Source organism: Streptomyces olivaceus (genome assembly GCF_000721235.1).
Lineage (GTDB): Bacteria > Actinomycetota > Actinomycetes > Streptomycetales > Streptomycetaceae > Streptomyces > Streptomyces olivaceus.
On sequence record NZ_JOFH01000174.1, the window covers coordinates 1 to 225 of the forward strand.

The following is a 225-nucleotide window of genomic DNA, read 5'->3' on the forward strand; positions in this document are numbered from 1 at the left end:
TCGGAGCCGCCGATGCCGATGTTGACGACGTTGCGGATGCGCCGGCCGGTGTGACCGGTCCACTCGCCGGAGCGCACCCGCCCGGCGAAGGCGGCCATCTTGTCGAGGACGGCGTGCACCTTCGGCACGACGTTCTCGCCGTCGACCTCGATCACCGCGTCCCGCGGCGCGCGCAGCGCGGTGTGCAGCACGGCGCGGTCCTCGGTGATGTTGATCCGCTCGCCG

The 225-nt window shown here is 72.4% G+C and carries 1 pseudogene; it reads right to left on the reverse strand.

The window, feature by feature from the left end:
• Window positions 1–225, reverse strand: a pseudogene (locus IG94_RS39560) (glucose-6-phosphate isomerase); the annotation flags it as partial.